This window comes from Autumnicola tepida (genome assembly GCF_031846485.1).
Taxonomy (GTDB): Bacteria; Bacteroidota; Bacteroidia; order Flavobacteriales; family Flavobacteriaceae; genus Autumnicola; species Autumnicola tepida.
In genome coordinates, this window is record NZ_JAVRHQ010000003.1 from 16,906 (window position 1) to 37,893 (window position 20,988).

Annotated in this window: 25 protein-coding genes; 10 read left to right on the forward strand and 15 right to left on the reverse strand. The window is 40.6% G+C overall.

All coding sequences use genetic code 11. From position 1 onward, the window contains the following. The first annotated feature begins 57 nt into the window (after positions 1–57). The 3 genes from RM553_RS03925 to RM553_RS03935 all read left to right on the forward strand — a co-directional run bounded on the left by RM553_RS03925 (position 58) and on the right by RM553_RS03935 (position 2,159). Complete coding sequence (locus RM553_RS03925; protein WP_311533647.1) at positions 58–828, forward strand: DUF3298 and DUF4163 domain-containing protein; 771 nt, start codon at positions 58–60, stop codon at positions 826–828. Positions 829–916: 88 nt separating this feature from the next. After that, on the forward strand, positions 917–1,270 hold the full coding sequence (locus RM553_RS03930; RefSeq protein ID WP_311533648.1) for an arsenate reductase family protein: 354 nt from the start codon (positions 917–919) through the stop codon (positions 1,268–1,270). Further along, positions 1,263–2,159 carry a DMT family transporter gene (locus RM553_RS03935; RefSeq protein ID WP_311533649.1) on the forward strand — a complete coding sequence of 299 codons (897 nt, stop codon included), beginning with the start codon at positions 1,263–1,265 and terminating at the stop codon, positions 2,157–2,159. The genes RM553_RS03930 and RM553_RS03935 overlap by 8 nt, the downstream gene beginning before the upstream one ends. A 2-nt stretch (positions 2,160–2,161) precedes the next feature. Here the strand turns inward: RM553_RS03935 and RM553_RS03940 are convergent, their stop codons facing one another. The 3 genes from RM553_RS03940 to RM553_RS03950 are packed head-to-tail and all read right to left on the reverse strand — an operon-like array spanning position 2,162 to position 3,889. Next, a complete protein-coding gene (locus RM553_RS03940) occupies positions 2,162–2,743 on the reverse strand; it encodes a hypothetical protein (protein WP_311533650.1) in 582 nt (193 codons plus the stop codon). Positions 2,744–2,753: 10 nt separating this feature from the next. Beyond that, the gene (locus tag RM553_RS03945; RefSeq protein ID WP_311533651.1) at positions 2,754–3,395 is read right to left on the reverse strand and encodes a hypothetical protein; all 642 of its coding nucleotides are present in this window, start codon (positions 3,393–3,395) and stop codon (positions 2,754–2,756) included. A 5-nt stretch (positions 3,396–3,400) separates the two neighbouring features. Further along, complete coding sequence (locus RM553_RS03950) at positions 3,401–3,889, reverse strand: acyl-CoA thioesterase (protein WP_311533652.1); 489 nt, start codon at positions 3,887–3,889, stop codon at positions 3,401–3,403. A gap of 99 nt (positions 3,890–3,988) precedes the next feature. On the opposite strand from RM553_RS03950, the gene RM553_RS03955 reads away from it, so the two are divergent. The 4 genes from RM553_RS03955 to nadD all read left to right on the forward strand — a co-directional run bounded on the left by RM553_RS03955 (position 3,989) and on the right by nadD (position 7,233). Further along, positions 3,989–4,957, forward strand: a complete 969-nt coding sequence (locus RM553_RS03955) for a YheT family hydrolase (RefSeq protein ID WP_311533653.1) — start codon at positions 3,989–3,991, stop codon at positions 4,955–4,957. Between the two features lie 239 nt (positions 4,958–5,196). After that, on the forward strand, positions 5,197–6,054 hold the full coding sequence (locus RM553_RS03960; protein ID WP_311533654.1) for a YicC/YloC family endoribonuclease: 858 nt from the start codon (positions 5,197–5,199) through the stop codon (positions 6,052–6,054). Position 6,055: 1 nt separating this feature from the next. Further along, positions 6,056–6,640 carry a guanylate kinase gene (gene gmk / locus RM553_RS03965; RefSeq protein ID WP_311533655.1) on the forward strand — a complete coding sequence of 195 codons (585 nt, stop codon included), beginning with the start codon at positions 6,056–6,058 and terminating at the stop codon, positions 6,638–6,640. Beyond that, positions 6,637–7,233, forward strand: coding sequence for a nicotinate (nicotinamide) nucleotide adenylyltransferase (gene nadD, locus RM553_RS03970; RefSeq protein WP_311533656.1), 597 nt, complete (start codon positions 6,637–6,639; stop codon positions 7,231–7,233). Before gmk ends, nadD begins: the two co-directional genes overlap by 4 nt. A gap of 138 nt (positions 7,234–7,371) precedes the next feature. On the opposite strand, the gene lysM is transcribed toward nadD, so the two are convergent. Continuing rightward, complete coding sequence (gene lysM, locus RM553_RS03975) at positions 7,372–7,884, reverse strand: peptidoglycan-binding protein LysM (RefSeq protein WP_311533657.1); 513 nt, start codon at positions 7,882–7,884, stop codon at positions 7,372–7,374. A gap of 329 nt (positions 7,885–8,213) precedes the next feature. On the opposite strand from lysM, the gene RM553_RS03980 reads away from it, so the two are divergent. Continuing rightward, complete coding sequence (locus RM553_RS03980; protein ID WP_311533658.1) at positions 8,214–9,209, forward strand: NAD(P)H-dependent glycerol-3-phosphate dehydrogenase; 996 nt, start codon at positions 8,214–8,216, stop codon at positions 9,207–9,209. A 172-nt stretch (positions 9,210–9,381) separates the two neighbouring features. Continuing rightward, a complete protein-coding gene (locus RM553_RS03985; RefSeq protein WP_311533659.1) occupies positions 9,382–11,016 on the forward strand; it encodes an LVIVD repeat-containing protein in 1,635 nt (544 codons plus the stop codon). Positions 11,017–11,101: 85 nt separating this feature from the next. Here the strand turns inward: RM553_RS03985 and RM553_RS03990 are convergent, their stop codons facing one another. The 5 genes from RM553_RS03990 to RM553_RS04010 all read right to left on the reverse strand — a co-directional run bounded on the left by RM553_RS03990 (position 11,102) and on the right by RM553_RS04010 (position 13,967). Further along, on the reverse strand, positions 11,102–11,497 hold the full coding sequence (locus RM553_RS03990; RefSeq protein ID WP_311533660.1) for a hypothetical protein: 396 nt from the start codon (positions 11,495–11,497) through the stop codon (positions 11,102–11,104). Continuing rightward, positions 11,494–11,670, reverse strand: a complete 177-nt coding sequence (locus tag RM553_RS03995; RefSeq protein WP_311533661.1) for a hypothetical protein — start codon at positions 11,668–11,670, stop codon at positions 11,494–11,496. The genes RM553_RS03990 and RM553_RS03995 overlap by 4 nt, the downstream gene beginning before the upstream one ends. Before the next feature lie 69 nt (positions 11,671–11,739). Continuing rightward, positions 11,740–12,759: a phenylalanine--tRNA ligase subunit alpha gene (locus RM553_RS04000; RefSeq protein ID WP_311533662.1), complete on the reverse strand. Its 1,020-nt coding sequence runs from the start codon at positions 12,757–12,759 to the stop codon at positions 11,740–11,742. A gap of 143 nt (positions 12,760–12,902) precedes the next feature. Continuing rightward, a complete protein-coding gene (locus tag RM553_RS04005; protein ID WP_311533663.1) occupies positions 12,903–13,607 on the reverse strand; it encodes a hypothetical protein in 705 nt (234 codons plus the stop codon). Positions 13,608–13,610: 3 nt separating this feature from the next. After that, entirely contained in the window at positions 13,611–13,967 is a 357-nt protein-coding gene (locus RM553_RS04010; protein WP_311533664.1) for a hypothetical protein, read from the reverse strand. 45 nt (positions 13,968–14,012) lie between these two features. Here RM553_RS04010 and RM553_RS04015 point away from each other — a divergent pair, with 45 nt between their 5' ends. Then, positions 14,013–14,540 carry a CvpA family protein gene (locus RM553_RS04015; RefSeq protein ID WP_311533665.1) on the forward strand — a complete coding sequence of 176 codons (528 nt, stop codon included), beginning with the start codon at positions 14,013–14,015 and terminating at the stop codon, positions 14,538–14,540. 125 nt (positions 14,541–14,665) lie between these two features. Here the strand turns inward: RM553_RS04015 and RM553_RS04020 are convergent, their stop codons facing one another. From RM553_RS04020 to RM553_RS04045, 6 genes are all read right to left on the reverse strand, one after another. Beyond that, entirely contained in the window at positions 14,666–15,232 is a 567-nt protein-coding gene (locus RM553_RS04020) for a carbonic anhydrase (protein WP_311533666.1), read from the reverse strand. Positions 15,233–15,365: 133 nt separating this feature from the next. Continuing rightward, positions 15,366–16,943 (reverse strand): SulP family inorganic anion transporter, encoded by a 1,578-nt coding sequence (locus RM553_RS04025; protein WP_311533667.1) that lies wholly within the window; start codon positions 16,941–16,943, stop codon positions 15,366–15,368. Positions 16,944–17,101: 158 nt separating this feature from the next. Further along, positions 17,102–17,395 (reverse strand): hypothetical protein, encoded by a 294-nt coding sequence (locus tag RM553_RS04030; protein WP_311533668.1) that lies wholly within the window; start codon positions 17,393–17,395, stop codon positions 17,102–17,104. 147 nt (positions 17,396–17,542) lie between these two features. After that, the gene (locus tag RM553_RS04035; RefSeq protein ID WP_311533669.1) at positions 17,543–18,289 is read right to left on the reverse strand and encodes a tetratricopeptide repeat protein; all 747 of its coding nucleotides are present in this window, start codon (positions 18,287–18,289) and stop codon (positions 17,543–17,545) included. A gap of 1 nt (position 18,290) precedes the next feature. Next, positions 18,291–20,048, reverse strand: a complete 1,758-nt coding sequence (locus tag RM553_RS04040; protein WP_311533670.1) for a BatD family protein — start codon at positions 20,046–20,048, stop codon at positions 18,291–18,293. Between the two features lie 49 nt (positions 20,049–20,097). Next, on the reverse strand, positions 20,098–20,988 hold the full coding sequence (locus RM553_RS04045; RefSeq protein ID WP_311533671.1) for a tetratricopeptide repeat protein: 891 nt from the start codon (positions 20,986–20,988) through the stop codon (positions 20,098–20,100).

The window sequence follows — 20,988 nt, forward strand, 5'->3', positions numbered from 1 at the left end:
GGGCAATCACAAAATTGCATGTACCTTTATCATTAACTTTAACACCCGCTTTTTGTTGTGAAAAAATACCTCCTGATCTTTTGTGCTGCCCTGGTTTTTACCGCTTGTGAGCAGGAAGAAAAACCCTTGCAATTCACCAATTATTCCGTAGAAAAATCTTACGAAGAATGCAATCCGGAAGAAGGTGACTGCGCTTTTATAAGCATTAGTTATCCCGTGGCTGAAAATAAAACCGATGCGGCCTCCAGAATAAATGAAGAAATAAAAAACCACATTATCGGGATTGTGGATTATGAGGAAGAGGAAAAATCTGCCTCCATTGAAGAACTAGCCAATCATTTTATCAAAAATTACGAAACTAATGCCGAGGATTTTTCAGAATATGAATTAGCCTGGGAAGGTTTTGTTTTTGCTGAAATCACCAAAAAATCCCCGGAGCTGATCTCCATCAGGTTTAACTCCAGGATGTTTACCGGCGGCGCACATGGCTACAGCAGTATTTCCTTCCTGAATTTTAATCCTGAAACCGGAAAGGCCTATTCCCACAATGAATTATTCACTCCTGAGTTCAAATCTTATTTCGAATCAAAATTCAGGGAAGATCAGGGTATTCCAGAGCAGGATTCCATTAACAGCACCGGTCTATTTTTTGAAGACGATAAATTTGTCCTTCCCGAGAATATAGGCTTTACAGAAGAAGGGCTGGTACTACATTACAATGCCTATGAAATTGCGTCTTATGCCGAAGGAGAATTTACCTACCGCTTTCCCTATGATGAAATTGACCAGTTTTTGAAGATTAGCCAGGAAGAAGCCCCGCTGGAATAAGCTTTATTGTAGTGCTTTAAACTTTAGCCTGAGCTTTAAAAGCATTTACTTTGCAACTTCTTTTAAAGCTGAACCTAATTTTATTAAAATGAAGAAAATCTATCATCTCTCTACCTGCGATACCTGTAAACGAATTTTAAAAGAACTGGATGCCCCATCTTCTTTTATCCTTCAGGATATAAAAGAAGAAGAGATCACCGAAGAGCAGCTGGATGAAATGCGGGAACTGGCCGGAAGTTACCAATCCCTTTTTAGCAAAAGGGCCCGGCTGTACCGCGAAAAAGATCTTAAAAATGAGGACCTGGATGAAGCCAGGTATAAAAATCTTATCCTGGAGCATTATACTTTTCTTAAGCGCCCCGTGATTATTAATAACGATCAAATTTTTATTGGCAATTCAAAGAAAACTGTAGCCGCCGCCAAAGCATCTATGCATGAATAGCAGAGTCCTCGCCATTATTGCCGCCATCCTGGCGAGTGCTATTTACGGCATAAATCACACCGTTGCCAAAGGAGTAATGCCGGGGTATATCGAGCCGTTCGGTTTTATTTTTCTGCGGGTATCCGGCGCGGCAATATTATTCTGGGCGATTAGTGTTTTTGCTCCGAAAGAAAAAATAGCCACTTCAGACTGGCCGCGGATTTTTGGTTGTGCCTTTTTTGGAATGGTAATCAATATGCTGTTTTTCTTTAAAGGATTAAACCTCTCAACGCCTATTAACAGCTCGGTTATTGTAACACTTTCTCCTGTAATGGTGTTAATCTTGGGCGCTGTTTTAATCAGGGAACGTATAACCCTGCTTAAAAGCTTAGGAATAATTGTTGGCCTTACCGGAGCATTGGTACTGGTGCTTTTCAGCCATTCCAGCAATGAAAATGCCCCAAATATCCCGTTGGGAAACCTTCTCTTTATCATCAATGCTTTTTCTTACGGATTATACCTGATCCTGGTAAAACCGCTTACCGCAAAGTACAATGCTATTACGCTTATGAAATGGCTGTTCCTGATAGGTGTGCTTATCAATTTTCCTGTCACCATAGGAGAATTTACCGCTGTAGATTGGAATAACCTGCCGTTTGAAGCTACCTGGAGAATGGCTTTTGTGGTATTGGGCACCACCTTCGCCACTTATTTGCTTAATATTTATGCATTAAAACAACTTTCAGCTTCCACCATTAGCGCTTTTATCTATCTGCAACCTTTAATTGCCATAATTTACGCGGTGGCTACAGGAGCTGACAGGCTTACGCTGGTAAAAATTGTTGCGGCGATACTTGTTTTTGCAGGAGTGTATATGGTAACTATAAAAAAGACAAAGACACGGGCCTGACTTTAGCCTGAGAGAAGGTTTGCTAAAAATTCAGGGTAACTACAGGATTCTAATTTTTTTAGTATTTCCTCATCCAGGGAAATGCCTTGCAGTGCTGTTTTTAAATTTTCTTTCTCATTACTGCCCGAAGCTTCCAGTCCTAATGTAAACCCGGCGTAATCTATGGCTGGAATTTCTATTTTAGTAAATTCCACTTCGCATTTTTCCTTAATATCTTCTGCGGAAGTAAACTTTACTTCACCGGCAATCACCACATAATTTTTTTTGAACCTAGTTTTTCTTACCTCGATCCAATCCTGAAGCAAAGCCGAATTCAGGATATTTTGCTCTTCCTGATAGCTCCATTTGCTCCAATGCTGAATTAATCCTGAATTTACAGGCTCATCTTCAGCCGTTTTCACCTTCATTTCATGATTTCCTTCCCTAATCTTGATTCCTGCTGAAGGTGTGGAAGATTTCAGGTAATAATCACTTCTTTCACCTTCCGCAGCACCCGCACCTTTTTCTTCAAGATTGCTGAAAATTTTCCACAGCTCCTTTTTGCTGTTCGAAAACCACCGGATTTCTGAAGTTTTTAAAGGCATAGTAATATAATTAATGTGCAGCAGCTATAATTTCCGGCAACTGGCTTTCCAGTGGCGTGTTTTTAATTCCGGTTTTATTGCTGAAATATTCCAGTAAATCTTTATCGCTTAAATCGTAGATTTCCCGAAGTCCTGAAATAATTGTGGAAACATAAGCTTTATTTGGGGGATTAATTTCTTCTTCCAGATAATGCTCACTGGTAAAGGTGAAAATTGGCTTTCCATCCCTGTGGCCAAGACAAACCAGCTGCCCGTACCTGCCGCCAGGAGAGCAGATATATGAACCATTTTCCACCAGTTCTTCAAAATTTATAGAAAGTTCACCTTCCATCTTAAGTTCCTGTTTCACCAGTTCCACAAACTGATCTGAAGTTATTAAATATTGCCTTCCCAGTGTAGCCGAACTGCTTTTTTCTTCAGGCTTTAAAAAACCAATCCCACCGCCATTCCAGGTAACCGATTCTTTGGCGAAATAAAGCTCCCTTTTTATTTCTACAGGATGGTTTTCCTTTGGTGCCGCAGGGTTTGTACAGCCCGCAAAATTACGAACCGCTCCTTCCGGCGTCCCGCCTTCTATATAACATAAAAACCGCTTCTCCCGGATATTAGAACCATAGCACGCGTACCATACTTCATTTGTTTCTTCTTCCATAAAAATCACAATTTAGAAGGATCTATATCCTTGGGCTTTTTCCCGAATTTTCGCGTATCTTCTTTGGTCAAAACTTTAAAATCTTGGGTGTGCTCCAGATGGTTCAGGTTTTCAAAAAGCTCCTGAGGTAAGGTAGTAAGTTTTCGCTCTTTTAAATCAATCCACGCGCCCATCATTTCACAGGAAGCAAAATTACGGCCCTTATGATCGTAAAAATCATGGACAAATTCAAAATACATTCCGTCTTCAGACAAACCTTTTAGCTGCAAAGTCACTTTTACTGGCCTTCCGGCAAAAACCTCTTTGTAATAATAGATATGCTCATAAAAAACCACCGGCCCAAGATTATGTTTAGCCAGTTCTTTTTGGCCAAACCCGTTTTCCATAAGAAAAGCCATACGCGTATGGCTCATAAAATTAACATAGGCAGTATTGGCCAAATGCCGGTTCGCATCAATATCGCTCCAGCGGATTTCAAATTCCTTTGTGTACATAATTTTTCAATTTTGTTTAAAATTAAGCAAATATGTTATGCACGCATAACTATCTTTGTTGACAGACCTTATGCCTTTATGGTTTAATTCTATTACGAAATGCCTGTTTTAAAAAGCAACTATAAAGCTCCCCTGCCATTCCGCAACGCTCATCTTGCGACAATTTATGCGGCAACGCTGCGGAAGGTGGGAATGGAAACTGGCAGGCGCGAACGGCTGGAACTGGAAGACGGGGATTTCCTGGATCTGGACTGGTGTTATGCTGAGAATAACCAAACTGGCAAATTGCTTATTGCTACGCACGGTTTGGCGGGCAATGCGCAGCGGCCGTATATGCTGGGAATAGCTAAAACTTTTACTGAAAAAGGCTATGATGTTGCCCTGATGAACTTCAGGAGCTGCAGTGGGGAAATTAACCGTCTTTACCGAAGTTACAATGCCGGTGCTACTGAAGACCTTGCGGAAGTGATCAGGTTTTGCCTTCAGAAGAAAAAATATAAAGAAATAGCACTTGCAGGATTTAGCCTTGGCGGTAATTTATTACTGAAGTATTTGGGTGAAGTAAGGGAAATTCCGCAGGAAATTAAATCGGCAGTGGCAGTCTCCGTTCCCTGCGACCTTGGTGCTTCCCTGAAAGCACTAAATAAAACCAGCAATTTTATTTACTCAAAACGCTTTCAAAAAAACCTGAAACAGCAACTTTTTGAAAGACAGCTTTTATTTCGCAGGGAGATCAGCAGGGAAGAAATTACTGCCTGTAATTCCCTTTTAGCTATAGATGAACTCTACACCAGCAAAGCCCACGGTTATAAAAACGCCGCGGAATATCACCAAAAATGCAGCTGCCTTGGATTTCTTTCCAACATCCAAATTCCTACTTTAATCATTAATGCTGAAAATGATACTTTTCTTTCTGCAAACTCCTATCCTACCGAAATTGCCAAAAAATCTGATAAGCTTTATCTTGAAATTCCCAAACACGGCGGCCATGTGGGCTTTATCCAGAAAGGAAAATATTACTATCATGAAAAACGGGCCCTGGAATTTATAAGAGACGGTAGCCTATAGACGGTAGTTGGTAGACGGTAGTCTTTAGTTTTAAAAAACAGCAATTTTAGCCTTCGTACTTCTAACTTCGTACCTCTATTTTCATTTGCAAAATTCCACTCTCCACTCTCCACTTTTCACTTTTCACTCTTACCCCTTCACTTCACCCTTCACTCCTCACTCTTCACTAAATTAGGCTTCCCCTCACTTTGAACTGCTTCAGAATTGATTATCTTTGCGCAACCTTTTAAAAATCAAGCATGATTCAATCCATGACAGGCTTCGGGAAAAGTGTCTCAGAACTCCCAAAGAAAAAAATTACCGTAGAGATCAAATCCCTCAACAGTAAAAACTTCGACCTGAACGCCCGAATTTCCTCTCAATACCGTGAAAAAGAACTGGAGCTTCGAAAAATAATTTCCAAATCCCTTACCCGCGGGAAAGTTGACCTTTCGGTTTATGTAGAGAATACCGCTGAAGAAACTTCTTCCGTAGTAAATAAAGCCGTGGTACAAAGTTATATGGAGCAACTGCGTGGGCTGGTAAATACTGATGACACCGAATTGCTGAAAATGGCCATGAGGATGCCCGACGCTTTAAAAACCGAGCGTGAAGAAATTGATGAAACCGAGTTTAAAGCGATTGAAGACGCGGTGGAAGAAGCGCTTGTTGAAATTAATAATTTCAGGACTGCTGAAGGCGAAGCCCTGGAAAAAGACCTGTTGCTAAGGGTTTCAAATATCCAGGATTTGCTAAACCAGATTATTCAAATGGATCCCGACCGTATTAACGGCGTAAGGGAAAGGCTGAGGAAAGGAGTTGAAGAAATTAAAGAAACGGTGGACGAGAACCGCTTTGAACAGGAACTGGTATATTATATTGAAAAATTTGATATCACCGAAGAAAAAGTGCGTTTGGAGAACCATCTCTCCTACTTTGACGAAACCATTAACAGCGCCGATTCCAACGGAAGAAAACTTGCTTTTATTTCCCAGGAAATGGGCCGGGAAATCAATACGATTGGAAGTAAATCCAATTATGCTCCCATGCAGCAACTGGTGGTGCAAATGAAGGATGAGCTGGAAAAAATTAAAGAACAACTTCTAAACGTACTTTAAGATGAACGAAGGGAAATTAATTGTCTTTTCTGCACCCTCCGGTTCCGGAAAAACCACTATTGTCCAGCACCTGCTGGGAAAAGAAGAATTGAAGCTTGATTTTTCCATTTCTGCCACCTCACGGGAACCAAGAGGCGATGAAGTAGACGGCAAAGATTACTATTTTTTAAGCCTTTCAGAATTTAAGAAAAAGATAAAAGCCGACGAGTTCCTGGAGTGGGAAGAGGTGTACCGGGATAACTTCTACGGCACCCTTAAAAGTGAAATTGAAAGGATCTGGAAGGAAGGAAAGCACGTGATTTTTGATATAGATGTGGTTGGTGGCCTGGATATTAAAAATATCTATCCAGACAGAACGCTGGCTGTTTTTGTAAAACCGCCGAGTATAGAAGAATTAAAGATCAGGTTAAAGAAAAGGAAAACCGAAACTCCCGATAAAATCAATATGCGGGTGGCCAAGGCATCCATAGAACTTGCCACGGCACCACAGTTCGATTTTATTATTGAAAACAATAATCTGGAAGTAGCTCTTGATGAAGCTTATAACCTGGTGGCGAACTACATTGGAGTAAATGTTGAAAAATGAACAGGAAGGTAGGTTTATTTTTTGGGACGTTTAACCCTATCCATATTGGCCATCTTATAATAGCCAACCATATGGCTGAATTTTCGGACCTAGAGGAGATCTGGCTGGTGGTAACACCGCATAACCCTTTAAAGAAGAAAAGTACGCTCCTGGAGAACCACCACCGGCTGGAAATGGTTTATAAGGCCTGCGCTAATTTTGAAAGACTGAAGCCAAGCAATATCGAATTTGGATTGGAACAACCTAATTATACTGTAAAAACTCTTCTGCATCTACAGGAAAAATACCCTACCAACGAATTCTGCCCGATTATGGGAGAAGATAACCTCAAAAGCCTGCATAAGTGGAAAAATTATGAGGTGATTTTAGAAAATCATCAAATTTATGTTTATCCAAGGATTTCAGCAGAAAAAGTACAGAACCAGTTTAAGAACCACCCTAAGATTACGAGAGTGGCCGCCCCGGTGATGGAAATTTCTTCCACTTTTATACGAAAAGCCATTGCTGAAGGGAAAAATATAAGCCCCATGTTACCAGAAGAAGTATGGGACTACATAAAGCTGATGAATTTTTACAAAAAAAAGACTGTTTAAAAATCTGTTTTTGAGCGCTCTGTTTAGCTGATTGAACCTACTTTTTTCATGGTGGAACTACAAGCTTAGAACGTCGACTGCTCTCAATGTAGCACCCTCAAAACTTTTAAACAGTCTCTGTGTTTACGAGTACTTTTCTTATATCTGTTTATCCTTATCCAGTGCAGGGATACGTAATACCTGCCCGGGATAAATTTTATCAGGATCTTTGAGCATTGGCTTATTCGCTTCAAAAATCAGCGGGTATTTCTCTTCGTCCCCATAATGATCTTTTGCAATCTTCCCCAAAGTGTCATCCCTTTCCACAGTATGAAAAGAAGATTCCTCTCCCTTATTTTCAACTGTTATTTTATCCTCAACCTTCGCGATTCCTTCAGAATTTCCTACAATAAGAATCGCCTTTTCCCTGACCTCCTCACTATTTGAACTTCCTGAGATAATCGCCGTATCTCCTTCAATAGCTATTTTTAAATCCTTCACTTCGAGACCTGCTTCAGCAATGCGGTTTCTCAGCCTGGAGGAGGCTTTTATATCTTCTTTTTGCTCTTTGGCCTCGTGGCTATCAGAAATTTCATGGCTCTCTTCAGCTTCAGCTTTTTCCACTCCAAACAATTTTTCTCCGGCTTCTTTAATAAAGGAAAATATGCCCATAAAATTTCTTATAAATTTATTTAATTAAGATACAAAAGTCATCATTTTACGCAACACCTTGATTCCTAAAGTTTTGTTAGAATTTAGAATGAAAAAACCACCTCCGGCAGAAGGTGGTTTTAAACTAAATAACTAACCAAAAACTAAGTACATACCTAAAAATCAATATCAGGTATAAACAGAGAACGGGAAAAATTCCTCATCATTGCCCGGAAAAATGTTAAACCTGCGGAATTATTTTTGAAAGATCCTCAAGAACAAGCCATAAAAAGAGATAAAATAAATATCCTTATAATTTTCCTTATTTTTGAAACAGATAAATCAAATTTATGGATACATCTCCTAAGTTTGCCGTGATTGGCGGCGGAAGCTGGGCAACTGCAATTGTAAAAATGCTTACTGAAAATGTTGAGAGTGTAAACTGGTACATGCGCAGCATCTATGCAATTGAACATATTAAAAAGCAGGAACACAATCCTAACTACCTGAGCTCAGTTGAATTTGAGACCCAAAAACTTAAGCTTAGCAACGATATTAATGAAACCATACAGGAAGCGGATTACTTGATTTTCGCTATTCCTTCGGCTTTTCTTAAACGGGAGCTGGACAACCTGCAGGTCCCGCTGGAAGATAAGATTATCTTTTCAGCAATTAAAGGGATTGTTCCCGAAAGCAGCCTTATTGTAGGAGAACATTTTGAAGAGTACTACAATATCCCTTACGAAAACATCGGGGTGATCACCGGGCCATGTCACGCCGAAGAGGTGGCGCTGGAGCGGCTTTCCTATCTTACCATTGCCTGTGCAGATGAGAAAAAGGCAGAAGTTCTGGCCAAACATTTGGGCAGTGATTACATAACCTGCAAAATAACCGATGATGTTACGGGAACCGAGTATGCCGCTGTGCTGAAGAACATTTATGCCATTGCCGCGGGAATTGCACATGGTTTGGGTTATGGGGATAACTTTCAAAGTGTTTTGATGAGCAACGCCATAAGAGAGATGAAGAAATTCATTAAAAAGGTGCATAAAATGAAGCGCAATATCAATGATTCCGCCTACCTGGGAGATTTGTTGGTGACGGGTTATTCTGTATTTAGCCGCAACAGGATGTTCGGGAATATGATTGGAAAAGGCTATACGGTAAAAAGCGCCCAAATGGAAATGAGCATGATTGCAGAGGGATATTACGCTACAGAAAGCGCTTACAAGATAAACAAGGTAAAACGTGCTAAAACTCCTATAATAAACGCAGTTTACGCAATTCTCTACGAAGGGAAAAATCCGAAGAAAGTGTTTAAAAAACTGGCAGATAAGCTGGATTAAGGGACAAATTCTACAAATAAAACAACCTTATTCTTAGACAAAGTGTTTATTTTTATCGTTGAAGAACACAAAATGTCCTGCAAATAGTTAAACCTCAGGAGGTTTGTAGAAAACATCCTATATTTGCCCCCGAAATTAGACCCAAATCTTAATTAACTTAAACTACTACTCAATGAGCAAAAGATTACTTGCCCTATGTTTATGCACGTCCATGCTATTTTTTTCATGTTCCAAAGACAATCCTACTACTGAAGTACAACAACAAACTCCTGCCTATAATATCAATAATGGTGAAGATATAACCTCTTCCATTTCCATGGAGGGCGTTGGGGTTGTAGGCGTAACAGCCGTTTCAGACCTTAAGGCTTCTGAAGAAAATTCTGAAGTGATTAATATTGCACTGGAGCAAATTGCCATGGTAGAGCCCCCAATAGTGGATGGTGAACCAGTTCGCGCAAACCACGTAGATGTTGAAGGCGATTATGCCTATGTAGCTTACACCAAAGAAGGCCCTTCATTTTTAGGAGGAATTCAAATAATCGACATAAGCGATAAATACAATCCCGTTGTAGTTGAAGAAATGACTTCTTCTTTTGTGGATATTAATGCATTATACGTTGAAAATAATATACTTTATTATACCGGCGCCTTTGCAAATCCTGCATTGGGATTCTTCCGCCCAATCGTTGGTAAAGTCAATGTCTTTAGCGGCAGGTTCCATTCTTTTGACGAAAGTATTCTTAACGGCCAGGCCGGGGTAGATGTCCTGCCTTACGAAAATTTGGTCCTCGCCCTTTCCGGAAGCGAAGGTGCCATTGCAGCCTATGACACTGAAAGAATGATGACTTTAAATCCAGAGATCGAAGCCGAATATCCAGACCTCAGGTCTGCGGCTTATTCTAATGGGAAATTAGTTGCATTAAGCGGAACGGAAGGCCTTCTTGTTCTTAACTCTGAACTACAAACTGAGAAAAAGATTTCTTTATCCCCTATGACTGATGCTTCTAAAAGAACTATTTCTTTTTATGGTGATAAACTTTTAGTTTCTGAAGGGCAGAATGGAGTAGGGCTTTACGACCTGGAATCTTCTTCAGAAATTGCAAGACTGCCGATAAATATCCTGCCTGAAAACGAAGTTGCAGATCAATATAAGGTTACAAACGCCGTAACCACAGCAGATGACTACATCCTCATGGCAAATGGCGGGGCAGGTTTTGGAATTTCCAAACTTGACGATAATTATGCTCTTACACAAGAAGGAATAATTGAAATAGACGGCTCTGTAAACTATGTGAAGGCTAAAGATGATTATGTATTTGTAGCTTCCGGAACAGGATTCCGTATTTTAAGAATGAGTAAACCAGAGATCGCCCAACAAACAGATTTTCTTACCTGTTCAGATTACGATACGTATTCCGGAAACAAGAACCTGAATGTGAATTCCGGTGCGGTGGAATCTTTCAGTGGTTCTGCAACCCTAAAACATCTTAATGTTGGTGGCATTCTTAACTTTTGCGGAGCGCTTAACATCGAAAAAAGCACCAATATTAACAGCAACGGGGAGTTTAACATGAGTGGTTCCCTGGCCGTTGGGCAGGTAGGCAAAAATGAAGACCTTAACATTAACTCAAAATCTACCCTTAGAATTGAAGGTAGTCTTACCGTGTATGGAAACCTAAACCTGAACAGCGGCGCCACGTTGGAATTTGTAGGAAACAATTCCACTATTCATGTTTATGGTGATGTAAGAAAAGGAAGCGATATAAGTATTATTGGTGACTATACAGACACCTCAAATAAACTATAATCGATATCATATCCAGCATTAAAAAACCCCTTCATTTTTATGGTGAAGGGGTTTCTTTTTGAGTAAAGTTTTTCTTTCCGGGATTCTATTTTGCCAGAATTCCCTTTTTAGGGATAACGGGCAAATCGCCAATACGGGAAAGGGAAACGCTGTTTTTCTTAAAGCTGAACTTTTTCTCGTACATTTTATTTTCCGCGAAAAAAGTCACCAGGTATTCATTGTCCAGCTGCAATACCTCATCCTGGATAAATTCAATTTTCGCAAAAGAATGTGCCGGTAATTTCTCCAGTTTATGCCGCATGACTGAAGTTTCCTTTTTCGCGCTTTTTCCACGGGCCACAACTAGCACCATTTCAATTTCAGCATGGCGGTTATTTATGAGATAAACATTCCATTCTTCTGCACGGAATTCTTCATTAAATTCCCGTACAGCGGCAACGTGAATATCTTCAACTTTTGGGATCTCAATATCTTTCTTCAAAACTCTTTTTCAACTTTATCTTTGATCTTACTCCAAAGAATCCACAAAATAACTGCAGCGACAATAAACAAAATCGCTCCAAAAAGAAATTCAATAACCTTAATAACAATGGTTACATAAAGGATGATCCCAAGGATCACAACCGCAAGAATAATAAAACCTGTTTTTTTCATATTTAAAAAAATTACAAGTCATTTTTCAGCTTTGCTGCGGCTGTCCTATGACTGTGGATTAAAAATTTATTACAGAGAAGCTTTAAACTGTTCCAGAAAACGCACATCGTTTTCATAAAACATCCTAATGTCCCCAATTTGATACAACAACATCGCAATACGCTCTATGCCCATTCCAAAGGCGAAACCGGAATATTCTTTAGGATCAATTCCGCAGTTTTTAAGAACATTGGGGTCTACCATCCCACAGCCCATAATTTCCAGCCAGCCGGTTCCCTTGGTGATCCTGTAATCGGTTTCAGTTTCCAGGCCCCAGTAAATATCAACCTCGGCACTCGGCTCTGTAAACGGAAAGTAAGAAGGCCGCAACCTTATCCTTGATTTTCCAAAAAGCTGTTTGGTAAAATATAGCAGGGTTTGCTTTAAATCTGCAAAAGAAACATCCTTATCTATATAAAGGCCTTCCACCTGGTGAAAAATACAATGGGAACGCGCTGAAATTGCTTCGTTCCTGAATACCCTTCCAGGGGAAATGGTACGGATTGGCGGCTCATTATTTTCCATATAACGCACCTGTACCGAGGAGGTGTGGGTTCGCAGCAGAATATCGGGGTCTGTCTGAATAAAGAAGGTATCCTGCATATCGCGGGCAGGATGGTATTCCGGAAGGTTAAGAGCGGTAAAATTATGCCAGTCGTCTTCAATTTCAGGACCTTCGGAAACATTGAACCCGATATTGGAAAAAATCTCGATAATCTGATTTTTTACAATTGAAATAGGATGGCGGGAACCAATCTGCACAGGTTCCGCAGGACGACTAAGATCGCCGTAAATGCCATTTTCCTCTTCCCTGCTCTCCAGTTCTTCTTTTAAAGCGGAAACTTTTTGCTGGGCGCTTGTCTTTAATTGATTTATAGCCTGGCCAAATTCTTTTTTCTCCTCATTCGGCACGTTTTTAAATTCAGCAAAGAAGCCGTTCAGAATACCTTTTTTTCCTAAAAATTTAATCCTGAAGGCCTCAATTTCCTCAACGCTCTCGGCCTGAAAAGCCTCTACTTCAGCAATATATTCCTTTATCTTATCAATCATTTGAGATAGTTCTTTTTCAGAAAAGCAAATTTATAAAAAATTGCGGCTTGAATGGGTTTTTAGAAGGATATTAAAAATGGAACCAGGAGACAGACTATAGGCTGTAGATTATAATATTGTAAAGCAAAATGGCGGCTGAAGATTCAGGATTCCCCTTTCCCTTCAGGAGAGGCTGGTTCTGGTAAGTTTTTGCTCTTGTATATATACTTCATCAGGAAGAAAACGGAGATAGCGCCGAAAGTATGCCACAACCAGTGCGTCCCCATTTCAAGCTCATCCATAAACTTATCCATCACCCTGAAGGAAAGGGCAAGGCCAAAACTTAAAATTGCCAGGACAATACTGCCCCAGTACTTAAAATGGGTTTTGTACAGGTACACGAAAAGTGGCAGCAATAAGCCTGAAGCAGTTCCTAAATAATTCACAGAGATTTGAAATTTCCCGAAGGGAATATACCGTACTCCAAAAACCAGCAATAGAACAATCACCGCCAGCACAATCCTTTGCCAGAGAAAACGGCTGGAAAGGAAAATAAAGTAGACCGAAACTGCCAGGCAAAGCAGCAAAATGGGAAGCCAGTCCAGGATAAGCCATATTTCGTGGCTCCTGGTGGCATGATAAACCGTACCGCCAATAAAACCTATAAAAAGCACAGGCAGGCTGTACGCCAGAAAAAGCTGATTTCTATAATCGGGATAAACCTTCCTGGCATAATAAATAGTAAAAGCCAGAAACAAAAAGTTGCTGAAGGTATTAAACGGTTCTACAGGAAACCTTCCCGCCACGGTCTCCTGGTAAATAGGCCCACTGTCATTTGGGAAAGACAGCATTGTGAAAAGCGCAGTCATTTTCTACGAAATATACTCCTTTTCCAGGAAATACTGCACAATGGCTTCCTTCATTAATACAGCCTGTTCGCCGGCTTTAAGTACAGGTAATTGCTCAATAATTTTATAATGCGGCCAGCCATCATCATCAAAATAATCAAATTCATAATATCCGTAAGGCTCCAGTAAGCGGCAAATGGCGATATGCATTAAATCCAGCTTATGGTCTTTTTTAAACCTGCGGTGTAATTGCCCCAGTTCCTGCACGCCAATAATATAGATAATGGCATCCAGATCCATTAAATCTCCATCTGCAAACTGGTTGGAAAGCTTTTTTTGCAAACCTTCCCAGCGTTCCTTTAGTTGTTCGTCTCTTGCCATGGCGCAAAGATAATATCTTATGCCCTGAATTGCTATCTTTGAAATATGAATATAGTAGACATTATTCTGGCGCTTATTTTGCTTTACGGCACAATTCGCGGCTTTTTTAGAGGACTTTTAGCTGAAGTTGCTTCCCTTGTGGGGATTGTGGTAGGTATTTACGGCGCGATAAACTTTTCTCACATCTTAAGCACTTTTCTTGAAAAGCATGTAGACTGGGATATACAGTATGTGAATCTTATTTCTTTCGCGATTACTTTTTTTATCATTGTTTTCCTGATTTCGCTCGCCGGAAGAATCCTTACCAAAATTGCAACTTTCGCGGCTTTGGGAATTGTAAACCGACTACTGGGGGCGGGATTTGGATTTTTAAAGGTGGCTTTTATCACCAGCGTGATTATTATGTTCTTTAAATCTACCAATGAAGAAATTGACCTTATTGACGAAGAAACTTTAGAAGAATCACAACTCTACCATCCTGTAGAAGTTATTGCCCCCGCACTGCTCCCCTCCATTTTAAGGGAAGCCCGAAGAAGAAATATTATTGAAGATGGCGATGCTACAACAGAATAACCCGCATTCAATTATTGATGCAGGCCTGATAATTTTTGCCTGATATAAAGAATAAATACCCAATAAATTGAAAACAAAAAAGCCGCCTTTACAGACAGCTTTTTCAATGAAAATTATTTTCACTTTTACAGAAAATCCACTTTACCGGAATCTAAGTTATAATACGCTGGGACAATTTTCAATTTTCCACTTTCTGAAGCTTCCCTTATGATGGTTGAACGGGTTTTAAGTTCTTCGGCAGTTAACTGCGCGTTTTTCTTTACCACATCATTTACAGAAGCATCCTCACCTGAAGCTGAAATAGCCGGAGCGATATGAGAAAGAAGGTGATTAAGATTATACCCGTTATCTCCCCCGCTCATAGCGGCAGTAACAGCACCACAACTTTCATGGCCCATTACCACAATAATTTCGGTACCTAAATGTGCTACTGCATATTCCATACTTGCAATAGAGGAACTGTTTGCCACATTTCCGGCTACCCGCACGGTAAATAATTCTCCCAGGCCACTGTCAAAGGCGAGTTCCGGCACCACCCGGCTATCGGCACAGCTTAAAACAATGGCGTATGGAGATTGTCCTTTGGTTAACTCCTCCCTTCGGGATTTATCCTGTAATTTACCTTCTTTTTTATCGGCAGTGAAACGCTCATTACCTTCTTTTAACCTTTTTAATACCTCGTCTTTCGTCATAATTTATTTCTTAACTATTCAATTTATCTCTTGAAAATTATCTAATGATTTTACCTAAACCATAACCTGTAAAGTTTAATAAAGATCCTGTGGTTACTTAACAGATTATAAATTTATCAGTTTAATTTAACTTTTATGCCGTTTTCTTCTTCAAAGCAAAAAACTCCCGATAACTTTTCGGGTTCTCCACACTTCCCCTTTCTGAAATTATTTTAATCGTAATATTTCTTTCAGCAGCCTTTATCTTAAAATCATCAAGAATTTCAATAATATCACTATCAAGGTATTTTGAATTGGTGACATCCAGGATCAATACCGAATTTTCCTCAAGATTGTTCAATTCTTTAATAATCGCACCTTTATTGATAAAAGTTACCTCTTCAGCTAAAGTCATCTTCACCGTTTTGTTGCCGTTGTCCTGATGTTCAATATGAAGAAAAAAGGAATTCTGGTAAGATTTAATCAGGATCACTACAATTCCCACGATCAGTCCCAAACTGATGCCGATGAGTAAATCGCCAAACACGATTCCCAGAATAGTCACGATAAACGGAACAAATTGTTTCCATCCGGCTTTGTACATCTGTATAAACAATGCTGGTTTAGCAAGTTTATAACCCACAAGAAAAAGAATCGCGGCCAATACCGAAAGTGGAATGAAATTAAGGATATTCGGGATCACTATTACCGAAATAAGCAGTAGGAATCCGTGAAGGATTGCCGACATTTTGGTTTGCCCGCCAGACTGGATATTGGCGGAACTCCTTACAATCACCTGCGTAATGGGAAGGCCCCCAATTAAGCCTGATAAAATATTCCCACTACCCTGCGCGAAAAGCTCCCTGTTGGTAGGCGTTGTTCTTTTGTGGGGGTCCAGCTTATCTGTTGCTTCAACACAAAGAAGGGTTTCCAGACTCGCCACCAGGGCGATGGTGAAACCGGTTACCCAAATTTGTACCGTACCAATCATCTCGAAGGATGGGAGCGTAAATTGCCCTACAAAAGAATCAAAGCTTTCCGGTACCGGCACACTCACCAGGTGATCCTGGGAAATAGCCATTGTTGAAGAATCTGCAGTAAGAAGATAATAAAGAATTCCTACCACAACCGCCACAAGCGGCCCCTGCACCAGCCTGAAGATTTTTGCTTTTTTAGTAAGCACTGCGTCCCACAAAACAAGTATAGCCATGCTTATAAACGCGATTAAAGTTGCCCCCGGACTAATATAATTTACCATATTGAAGATTTCAGAAAATGTGTTTTCCCCATCCATTTGGAAAAAATACCAGTCTCCCATAGGATCATCATCATACCCAAAGAAGTGAGGAATTTGCTTCAGGATGATTATAATACCTATACCTGTAAGCATACCCTTGATAACCGAAGAAGGAAAATAATAACCAATAATCCCGGCTTTTAAAACCCCAAAAAGTATCTGGATAATCCCGCCGATAACCACGGCAAGCAGTAAATTCTCATAGCCAATATTGGTTATCGCCGCGAGTACAATGGCCGCCAACCCGGCTGCCGGGCCACTAACCCCAAGGCTGGAACCACTAATAGACCCAACCACAATCCCACCAATGATTCCCGCGATAAGGCCCGAAAAAAGAGGCGCCCCACTGGCAAGTGCAATTCCCAAACATAAAGGGATAGCAACAAAAAATACAACAATACTGGCGGGTAAATCTTTATTAAGATTCTTAAACATAATATCTACAGATTATAAGCATGGTATCTAAACCTGCTTAGATGTTAATATGAAAACTTTGAGATTTGGAATTGCAACTTTTTGCAGAATTAATAAGCAATAGTCTCGCCCCCTGTATCAAATAAACAGATGAAGCAATTCCCGGAAATAGTAGAATATTATGCTGCTTTTGGAGGCGGTGAGATCACGTCCAAAAATATGTTATGGTAATCCTGATCAAAATAATGATCTACCACCTTGCGCTCCTGGAGAAAATGAATACTTTCATAATTGGAGGGGTGATTATTTTGCTGAAAATGGAATTCAAAAAAGTTATAATTTGAAGAATTCTCCTCTTCGTTCACATTAAATGCTGCTGAAACATCTACAGATTTATCTATGCACACCACAAGTGTAGGCGTGGCAATAAATGCCAGGAAGATAAAGGATAATATGAACACGAGCTTTTTCACGAATTTCAAAAATAACATAAATTACGTGAACATCAAGTTTCCGGATAAGCTTTAGTAGGCATCTGAATGTTAAATATTAAAAGAAAAGGCCTTATTCCTTTTCCCCTTAAATTAAGCGGCCAAGAATCTTTACCCGGAAAAGTTCCTCTACAGGCGTCTAATATTATCCTTGCCTATCCAGCCCTGGTTGCCGTTGGCAAGTTCAATTTTTACCCATTCCTGATAATCTTCAAGCACCCGGGCTTTGGTCCCTTCGTGTAGTAAAAAAGCTTCATCTCCTCTCAGGGAAGGTTCATTTCTAACCTGTGCTTCTTCACTAAAAACTATTGCGTATTGATTATTTTCCCTAATTTCTTCCTGCGAATAAGCAAAATAGATACTCAGGAATCCACAAAGCACCATCACTATAGAAATTCCGAAGAAAATCCTTTTTAAAAGCGGCTTTTGCATGAAATAATAAGAAAGGAAGAAGGCCGCAAAAAACGCGCAAAAAACAATTCCTAAAACAGCCCAGGAATTTGCCGTGAACGTAGAAATAAGCTTATCTACACTCTGGCTGAAACCGGTTTGATCTACCTCCTGGATATCGTCTATCGCCATATTGCGGGCAAATTCAATATTGTTCTTTATATCTTCATCGCCGGGATCCCGCAACAGCGCTTTTTCGTAATTGTAAATACTTTCGGCTATGTGGTTAAGCTTATAGTGGGCATTCCCCAGGTTGTAATATAAAGCAGCCGAAGCCTCACCAGATTCCAGGATCTGGTTATACTTATTTATCGCCTCCTCATAATTGCCCTGGGCATAAGCATCATTGGCCTGCTGAAAAATTTCATCATTTTGAGCAAAAAGGGAGGCCGAAAGTAATATTAAGAGAAATACGATCTTTTTCATGCTACAACTGTTTATCTAAGGTTGAAATCACATTGGCCGCTTTTTCATAATCCTGCTTCATGGTAACAGTAGAGGCCGGGGTGTATCGCGCAAATTCGCAGCTTTCCAATAAGCTTATAAAATCATTGATAGTAGCCTCATCCACCCCTCTTTCCGCAAGGATTTCCCTAATCCGGTCCTTGCTCATTTCACTGGTCTGGATATGCAACTTAGCCTTCAGGTAATTATGCATGGCTCTTTCCAGTGCCACGTAAAATGCTGCCTGGTCGCCAAGGTTCTTTTTAGCTTCTGAAAGATATTTCCTTGCCAGCCTATCCGCTTTTTTCCTGCGGTTCCCGGTGACATCATTCGCTTTTTCTTCCCGTTTTTTTCCGAAGAGAATAGCTACGGGGATCACCACAAATGAAAGGCCCACCAGGCTCCAAAATGGTGCCGAATTAAAAAACTGCTGTTGCTGAAGCGGCTTTAGGTTTCCTTCCAGTTTAATATACCTAAACTGCTCTGCACTTGCCACAGGCCGCTTTACACTTGTTCCACGACCTGTTGCAACAGCTCCCGCGGCAGGACCATTTTCCACATCAATAAGAATTTCATCTGATGTTAAGGTCTTATACGTTTCACTATCTAAATCAAAATACGAGAAACTAAGTTCCGGAATAGGATATTTTCCCTTCCTTGTTGGTACGATAGTGTAGTTATCAATGATACTACCCTGCATGCCGTTAAGGGTGGTATTCACATTTTGGGAATGTTCCGGTTCATACTTTTCCAGGGATGGAGGTACGCTTAATGCCGGAAGGTCAAAAAGCTTCAGGTTCCCGTTCCCGCTAATTTCTACTGATGCCTGAAAAGACTCCGAGGCATCCAGTGTTTTTTTGCTCGTGGTCACTTCAAAATCAAAATCTCCCACGGCGCCGGAAAAGTCTGCCGGCCTTCCTTCCTGCGGCAGGGGCTTCACGTTTATGGTCCTGCTGCCGGCCGCTACGGTTTTTTCTACCGTCCTGTAAATCCTGCTTCCAAAAATATCCCGCCTTTCGCTGGGCACATCTACCGAGACCGAAAGTGCCAGAGGTTCAATTTCCAACTCTCCTGTTTTCTGTGGATAAAGAATAGTTTTCCTTAATACTACATAGCGGTAAGGCTGGCCCTGGTATTCTCCATTTTCAACCCTAAGCTGCCGGATATCTATATTCTGACTCCAGAAATCGCTGAATTTAGGATTATCGATTTCCCGCCAGTTGCTCACACTTATGCTCGGGCTCACGTAAAGCTTGTAAACCACCGTAATCGCCTCGTTCAAATAAGGATTGGTATTAGAAACCTCGGCAACCAGATGCAGGTTTTCGGAAGCTACAATATCAGTATTAGGGCCCGCTTCCGATTCTTTCACGGCCGCGGTAACTTCAATATCTACAGGGGAGGTTTTGTAAATTTTGCCATCTACTTCAATCTCTGCCTGGCCAATGGTTTGGTTCCCGCGGGCTTCCGGCTGTAGAAAATAGGTATAGGTTTTGGAATACGAGCTTTTACCATTGAAAATGCTCCTGCTTACCGATTGGTTGGGGCCGCCAATAACCCTCCAGCCGTTAAACGATGGCGGGCGAAAATTGTCTCCGTCCTGGTTCATTTCAAAATCAACCCGAAGACGTTCGTTTATCCCCAGCTTTTTCTTGCTCACATTGGCTTCAAACTGCACCTGCGCCTGCAGCAGCCCGGAGGTCATTACAAGAAAGCTTATTAAGATTAATTTCAACTTCATTTTTCTGTCTTCTTATTCAGATTATCGGATATCTAAATTTAATATTTTCCTACCAGTCTTTCTCAGATCTCACCTTCACGCCTTTGGCCTTTTCAGCATTAATTTTATCCTGCACCTTCTTCTCTTCATTGTTCATCGCTTCCAAAAGACTTTTTATTTGCTGGGGAGACAACTGTCCCTGTGTAGGCTGCGGTTGCTGAGGCTGCTCTTTTTGTTCATCTCCTTTTTCATCGCCTTTATCTTGTTGGTCTTTTTTGTTTTGATCCTGGTCTTTGTTCTCGTCCTGCTCTCCTTTGTCCTTATTTTGCTCGTCTTTATTCTCGCCTTCGTCCTTAGGCTGGTTATCTTTGTTCTGCTGATCATCACCACCCTCACCATCCTGGTTTTGCTTATCCTGGTCCTGGTCTTTGTTCTGATCCTTGTTTTCGTCCTTATTATCTTTGTTTTGATCCTGGTTCTGCTGCTGTTCTTCCAGCATTTTCTTGGCTAAAGCCAGGTTATAACGCGTTTCCTCATCGGTAGGATCATTTCGTAGCGCGTTCTTATAGGCTTCCACCGCTTCCTTATATTTTTTCTGCTTCATAAAAGAATTTCCCAGATTGTGGTTAATCCGGTGCTTATCTTCTTTACTTGCCGAAATTTCATTCGCTTCCCTGAGCCTGTTTTCAGCCTGGGGCGTTTTTTCTTTATTGTAATACAGGTTTCCCATATTATATTTAGCAACCGTGTTGCCGGGATCCTTGGCAATGGCTTTACGATAAGAGGCTTCTGCGGAAGCAAAATCGTTCTCAGACATCGCGTCTTCAGCTTCCTTTAGATATTCATTCACCTCACGCTGAATTTTTTTTGGATTTTCCTGAGCTGAAATTTTTGCGAATGCTGAAATGGCCAATATTGCCATTAAAGCAGTTACATTTTTAAAATTTACTGTCTTCATCAT

Excerpts from the sequence above, each read along its gene's own strand:
- RM553_RS03930 (WP_311533648.1), top strand. The coding sequence starts at position 917 with ATGAAGAAAATCTATCATCTCTCTACCTGCGATACCTGTAAACGAATT.
- RM553_RS03935 (WP_311533649.1), top strand. The coding sequence starts at position 1,263 with ATGAATAGCAGAGTCCTCGCCATTATTGCCGCCATCCTGGCGAGTGCT.
- RM553_RS03940 (WP_311533650.1), bottom strand. The coding sequence starts at position 2,743 with ATGCCTTTAAAAACTTCAGAAATCCGGTGGTTTTCGAACAGCAAAAAG.
- RM553_RS03945 (WP_311533651.1), bottom strand. The coding sequence starts at position 3,395 with ATGGAAGAAGAAACAAATGAAGTATGGTACGCGTGCTATGGTTCTAAT.
- RM553_RS03950 (WP_311533652.1), bottom strand. The coding sequence starts at position 3,889 with ATGTACACAAAGGAATTTGAAATCCGCTGGAGCGATATTGATGCGAAC.
- RM553_RS03955 (WP_311533653.1), top strand. The coding sequence starts at position 3,989 with ATGCCTGTTTTAAAAAGCAACTATAAAGCTCCCCTGCCATTCCGCAAC.
- RM553_RS03960 (WP_311533654.1), top strand. The coding sequence starts at position 5,197 with ATGATTCAATCCATGACAGGCTTCGGGAAAAGTGTCTCAGAACTCCCA.
- gmk (WP_311533655.1), top strand. The coding sequence starts at position 6,056 with ATGAACGAAGGGAAATTAATTGTCTTTTCTGCACCCTCCGGTTCCGGA.
- nadD (WP_311533656.1), top strand. The coding sequence starts at position 6,637 with ATGAACAGGAAGGTAGGTTTATTTTTTGGGACGTTTAACCCTATCCAT.
- lysM (WP_311533657.1), bottom strand. The coding sequence starts at position 7,884 with ATGGGCATATTTTCCTTTATTAAAGAAGCCGGAGAAAAATTGTTTGGA.
- RM553_RS03980 (WP_311533658.1), top strand. The coding sequence starts at position 8,214 with ATGGATACATCTCCTAAGTTTGCCGTGATTGGCGGCGGAAGCTGGGCA.
- RM553_RS03985 (WP_311533659.1), top strand. The coding sequence starts at position 9,382 with ATGAGCAAAAGATTACTTGCCCTATGTTTATGCACGTCCATGCTATTT.
- RM553_RS03995 (WP_311533661.1), bottom strand. The coding sequence starts at position 11,670 with ATGAAAAAAACAGGTTTTATTATTCTTGCGGTTGTGATCCTTGGGATC.
- RM553_RS04000 (WP_311533662.1), bottom strand. The coding sequence starts at position 12,759 with ATGATTGATAAGATAAAGGAATATATTGCTGAAGTAGAGGCTTTTCAG.
- RM553_RS04005 (WP_311533663.1), bottom strand. The coding sequence starts at position 13,607 with ATGACTGCGCTTTTCACAATGCTGTCTTTCCCAAATGACAGTGGGCCT.
- RM553_RS04010 (WP_311533664.1), bottom strand. The coding sequence starts at position 13,967 with ATGGCAAGAGACGAACAACTAAAGGAACGCTGGGAAGGTTTGCAAAAA.
- RM553_RS04015 (WP_311533665.1), top strand. The coding sequence starts at position 14,013 with ATGAATATAGTAGACATTATTCTGGCGCTTATTTTGCTTTACGGCACA.
- RM553_RS04020 (WP_311533666.1), bottom strand. The coding sequence starts at position 15,232 with ATGACGAAAGACGAGGTATTAAAAAGGTTAAAAGAAGGTAATGAGCGT.
- RM553_RS04025 (WP_311533667.1), bottom strand. The coding sequence starts at position 16,943 with ATGTTTAAGAATCTTAATAAAGATTTACCCGCCAGTATTGTTGTATTT.
- RM553_RS04035 (WP_311533669.1), bottom strand. The coding sequence starts at position 18,289 with ATGAAAAAGATCGTATTTCTCTTAATATTACTTTCGGCCTCCCTTTTT.
- RM553_RS04040 (WP_311533670.1), bottom strand. The coding sequence starts at position 20,048 with ATGAAGTTGAAATTAATCTTAATAAGCTTTCTTGTAATGACCTCCGGG.
- RM553_RS04045 (WP_311533671.1), bottom strand. The coding sequence starts at position 20,988 with ATGATGAAGACAGTAAATTTTAAAAATGTAACTGCTTTAATGGCAATA.